Source organism: Inquilinus sp., from assembly GCF_057815775.1.
Genome location: NZ_JBYRFX010000757.1, coordinates 1 through 4,643, shown reverse-complemented (window position 1 = coordinate 4,643; position 4,643 = coordinate 1). Strand labels below are relative to the sequence as shown.

Here is a 4,643-nt window from a genome sequence, read left to right as displayed (position 1 = left end):
CGCTTCGACCTGCTGTCCGCCCATCGGGATGGAGTCAAGGCGATCCTACGCGACCTGCGGCTCGACCCGCTGTCGGCGCTGATCCAGGCCCGCCAGCTCGAACTGTCGATGCGCTGGACCCTGCAATCCGCCGGCATCCCGACCAGGGGCCTGCTGGGCCGGGCCCGGGTGCGGGCGCTCGGCCTGGTCTATCTGCTGGTGCTGCGCATCTGGGAGAAGGACGATTCGCCGGAGCTCGACCGCACCATGAAGGCGCTGGACCAGCGCCTGCGCCAGGCCGAGCAGTGGCAGAACAGCTTCGGTCGCAGCCGCGCCGCGCGGGCCGTCGACGCACCGGCCAACACGGAAGCCACGGCGGCCGTGCAGGGGCAGGAGCCGACGCTGCACTGAGAGCCCGTTTGGTAATGCTACTGGCGCGGCCGCCTGACGGCGGTTTCTCCGCTTCCGGTGCTCACGGAACCAAACGTCCGCTGCGCGCCGGTTCTCGAAACCACCGCCAACCGACTCTCGCCAGCGCATTTCCAAACAGACTCTGAGTGACGGCTTTGTTGCAGTGCACAATTTTCCTTTTGCGACAGGGGCACCGCGTGTAAGGTGCTGCATTCTTGTGCAACCGGGAGTTGGGCGATGACCAAGGTTCCGCCGGTCTGGGACGTCGATTTCAGCAAGGTGCTGGGCGAATTCAAGCTGCCGGGCGTCGATGTCGACGCCGTGCTGCAGGCTCAGCGCAAGAATATCGAGGCGCTGACGGCCGCCAACCGCACCGCCGCCGAAGGTGTGCAGGCCTTCGCCCGCCGCCAGGGCGAGATCCTGCGTCAGAACTTGGCCGAGCTGCAGGCGCAGTTTTCCTCCGTCGCCACCCCGGGCGCGCCGCAGGAGAAGCTGGCGAAGCAGACCGAGCTGGCCAAGGCCGCCTTCGAAAAGGCGATCACCGACATGAAGGAACTGGCCGAGCTGCTGGCCAAGTCCAACACCGAGGCCGCCGAGATCGTCAGCAAGCGCGTCAGCGCCAGCTTTGACGAACTCAAGACCGTGCTGAAGGCCCCGGCCGCCAAGCGCTGATCCCGGCTTCTTACGCGAATCGAAAGGCCGCCTCCGGGCGGCCTTTTGCATTCCGTGCCGGCTTGCCCTGCCGGATTCCGCGCGGCAGTCTGCGGCCTGCAACGCAGAGGGCAGCATGACCATCAGCTACGACGATTTCGCCAAGGTCGACATCCGCGTCGGCACCATTGTGGCGGTCGACCCGTACCCGGAAGCGCGCCGGCCGGCCTACAAGCTGACGGTCGACCTGGGGCCCGAGATCGGACAGAAGCGCAGCTCGGCCCAGCTGGTCGCGCTGTACACGCCCGACGCGCTGCTGGGCCGGCAGGTTGCGGCCGTCGTGAACTTCCCGCCGAAGCAGATCGGCAAGTTCATGTCCGAGATCCTGGTGCTGGGCTTCCCCGATGCCGACGGCAATGTCGTGCTGGCGGCGATCGAGCGGCCGGTGCCGAATGGTGGGCGCTTGTACTAGGCCTGGAGCCGGTCGTAGCCCTTGGCCCGGTAGATCGCGGTCGAGATCAGCCAGCTGGCGATGAAGATGCCGACGACGGCGAAGCCGAAATTGGCGAGGTTGTCGTTCAGGCCGCCGATGATGTCCCAGACCCCGCCTTCCAGCCCCAGCTTGTCGCCGATCAGCCCCAGGGCCTCGATGCCGCCGATGAAGATGGCGACGACGACCGACGCGGCCGTGATCGTCAGATTGTACCAGAGCTTGCGGACCGGATTGTCGAACGCCCAGCCGTAGGCACCAGTCATCAGCGCGCTGTCGGTCGTGTCCATCAGCGACATGCCGGCGGTGAACATGGCCGGGAACACCAGGATCGTCCAGAACGACAGGCCCTGCGCCGCCTGGGTGGCGGAGATGCCGAGCAGCCCGATCTCGGTGGCGGTGTCGAAGCCCAGCCCGAACAGGAAGCCGATCGGGTACATGTGCCAGGACCGGGAGACGACCCGGAACAGCGGCCGGAACAGGCGGGCCAGCAGGCCGCGGCCGGCCAGCAGCATGTCGAGATCCTCGTCGACGATCCGCTCGCCACGCCGCGCCCGGCCGAAGGCCGACCAGATGCCCTTCATGATGAACAGGTTGGCCAAGCCGATGACCAGCAGGAACAGGGCCGACACCACGGTGCCGATCACGCCGCCGATCTCGTGGAACTGGTCCAGCCGGCCCTGCAGAGTCGCCGCCGTCGCGGCGATGGCGATCGAGGCCAGGATGACGATCGAGGAATGCCCCAGCGAGAAGAAGAAGCCGACGGAGTAGGGGGCCTTGCCCTCCTGCATCAGCTTGCGCACGACGTTGTCGATGGCGGCGATATGGTCGGCGTCGAAGGCGTGCCGCAGGCCGAACATATAGGCCAGGAAGGCGGTGCCGAGCAGCGCCGGCCGGTCGGCGAAGGCGGTCCAGGCCCAGATCCAGGCCGCGATATTCGCCGCGATCAGCAGGCCATAGGTCGTGCCGACCTTGGTCTTGATCCGCGCCGGCTGGTCGTCGAAGGGGCTCAGCATCGGTGTCCCTCCAGGCCGGCGCCTGCCGGTCCCGCCTCATGCGTCATGTCAGTCTTTCGGATGCGTGTGCAGATGCGGGTGGTCGTGCGGGTGCTCATGCCCCGCCGGGCCATGCGTGTGGGCGCCGGCCTCCAGCGTGACCGGCACGAAGCTGACCTGGCCATGCTTGACGCCGCGCTCGGCGATCACCGTCTTCGCAAAGTCCCGCACCGCCGAGGCCTCGCCGCGCAGGACTGACACTTCGAGGCATTCGTCGTGGTCGAGATGGACATGCATCGTCGCGACCTGCAGGTCGTGGCGATGGTGATGTGCATCCGTCAGCCGGCGCGACAGCTCGCGGGTGTGGTGATTGAAGACATAGGACAGCGTGGCCATGCACTGGCCGGACAGGCCGTGGTCGATGCGGGCGCGCTCCAGCCCCAGGCGCACCAGGTCGCGCACCGCCTCGGACCGGTTGGCGTAGTGGTAGCGTGTCTCGAACTCCGCCAGCTCGGCCGCCAACTCCTCGGACAGGCTGATCGTCAGCCGCTCCATCGCTCGATTCCCGTCCGGTGTATGATGTTCTGTCAGAATCAGCATACATCCGACATTTTGCCGATCGCAAGATGGCCGGGGGCGGGTGCCTGATCGAGATTGACGCAGCGCCGGGTCCCGCCGATCATTCCCGCGGTCGCAAGATCAGCCATACCTTCCGCGTGACTGGCGAAACGGGGAGTACCCCGAGGAAGCGCGGAAGACCGTCTCGATGCCGTTCGCCTGGGCAGCCTTCTCCGGAAGCTGGTCGGCGATTCCTTTGTGTCCCGGGCATCGAAACGAAGATCACCATGCAGCACCAACCCGAACCCGTCCCCGCCGATCTCGACCCCCGCGCCGTGCTGGAAGCGGCCGACCCCGAAGCGTCGGCGATTCTCGAGCGCGAGGAGCGGCGGCAGCGCCAGGGCCTGACCCTGATCGCCTCGGAAAACCATGCCTTCCCCGAGATCCGGCCGATGCTCGGCTCGGTCTTCGCCGACAAATACGCCGAGGGCATTCCGTTCCGCCGCTACTATGGCGGCAACGCCCATGCCGACGAGATCGAGGCGCTGGCCCAATCCCGCGCCAAGGCGCTGTTCGGGGCCGAGCACGCCAATGTCCAGCCGCTGTCGGGGTCGCCGATGAACCAGGCGGTGTATTTCGGTCTGCTCGACCCCGGCGACACCATCCTGGCGATGGACCTGTCGCATGGCGGCCACCTGACCCATGGCGCGCCGGTCTCGGCCATGGGCCGGATCTTCCGGTTCGTGCGCTATGGCACCCTGCCGGGCGGCGGCTTCGACTTCGACGCGATCCGCGAGATCGCCCGGCGCGAGAAGCCGAAGCTGCTGATCACTGGCTTCTCCTCCTACCCGCGCGACATCGACTACGCCGCCTTCAAGGCGATCGCCGACGAGGTCGGGGCGATCACCATGGCAGATGTCTCGCATATCGGCGGGCTGATCGCGGGCCGGTCGCTGCCGAACCCGGTCGCCGCCGGCTTCGACGTCGTCACCACCACGACACACAAGACGCTGCGCGGCCCGCGCGGCGGGCTGATCCTGTGCCGCGAGCCGTTCCGCAAGCCGATCGACCAGGCGGTGTTCCCCGGCCTGCAAGGCGGCCCGCACATGGACCAGGTGGCGGCGCTGGCCACTGCCCTGCATTTGGCGGCGCAGGAGGAGTTCCAGGCCTATAGCCGGCGGGTGCTGGACAATGCGAAGGCCCTCGCGGTCGCGCTGGCGGCGCGGGGCGCCCAGCTCGTCACCGGCGGCACCGACAACCATTTGATGGTGGTCGACGTTGCCGCCAGCTTCGGCATCGATGGCGACGAGGCGCAGCAGCGGCTGGACCGCATCGGCCTGGTCTCGAACAAGCAGGTGGTGCCGGACGACACTCGCCCGCCGCTGCGCCCCTCCGGCCTGCGGCTGGGCACGCCGGCCGTCACCACCCGTGGCATGCGCGAGGGCCAGATGCGGATGCTGGCCGATCTGGTGATCGACGCCGTCACCGGCGCCCGACCGGAGCCGGCGCTGGCGAATGCGGTGCGCGATGTCGCGAGGCGTTTCCCGATTCCGGGGTGA

General features: G+C 67.8%; 5 protein-coding genes, 1 pseudogene and 1 riboswitch. Of the genes and pseudogenes, 4 read left to right on the top strand and 2 right to left on the bottom strand.

Translation table 11 applies throughout. The features are described from left to right. The 3 genes and pseudogenes from AC3XYG_RS26590 to AC3XYG_RS26580 form a co-directional block, all read left to right on the top strand. A pseudogene (locus AC3XYG_RS26590) lies at positions 1-390 on the top strand (TetR/AcrR family transcriptional regulator); the annotation flags it as partial. A gap of 237 nt (positions 391-627) precedes the next feature. After that, positions 628-1,062 (top strand): phasin family protein, encoded by a 435-nt coding sequence (locus AC3XYG_RS26585; RefSeq protein ID WP_489142888.1) that lies wholly within the window; start codon positions 628-630, stop codon positions 1,060-1,062. 115 nt (positions 1,063-1,177) lie between these two features. Continuing rightward, positions 1,178-1,513 carry a tRNA-binding protein gene (locus AC3XYG_RS26580; protein ID WP_489142887.1) on the top strand — a complete coding sequence of 112 codons (336 nt, stop codon included), beginning with the start codon at positions 1,178-1,180 and terminating at the stop codon, positions 1,511-1,513. On the opposite strand, the gene AC3XYG_RS26575 is transcribed toward AC3XYG_RS26580, so the two are convergent. Both AC3XYG_RS26575 and nikR read right to left on the bottom strand, forming a co-directional pair. Beyond that, positions 1,510-2,547 carry a HoxN/HupN/NixA family nickel/cobalt transporter gene (locus tag AC3XYG_RS26575; protein WP_489142886.1) on the bottom strand — a complete coding sequence of 346 codons (1,038 nt, stop codon included), beginning with the start codon at positions 2,545-2,547 and terminating at the stop codon, positions 1,510-1,512. The genes AC3XYG_RS26580 and AC3XYG_RS26575 overlap by 4 nt on opposite strands. A gap of 48 nt (positions 2,548-2,595) precedes the next feature. Beyond that, the gene (nikR, locus tag AC3XYG_RS26570) at positions 2,596-3,081 is read right to left on the bottom strand and encodes a nickel-responsive transcriptional regulator NikR (RefSeq protein WP_489142885.1); all 486 of its coding nucleotides are present in this window, start codon (positions 3,079-3,081) and stop codon (positions 2,596-2,598) included. 151 nt (positions 3,082-3,232) lie between these two features. Further along, positions 3,233-3,316: riboswitch (ZMP/ZTP riboswitch) on the top strand. A gap of 55 nt (positions 3,317-3,371) precedes the next feature. Between nikR and glyA the strand changes: the two genes are divergently transcribed. Beyond that, positions 3,372-4,643 carry a serine hydroxymethyltransferase gene (glyA, locus tag AC3XYG_RS26565; protein WP_489142884.1) on the top strand — a complete coding sequence of 424 codons (1,272 nt, stop codon included), beginning with the start codon at positions 3,372-3,374 and terminating at the stop codon, positions 4,641-4,643.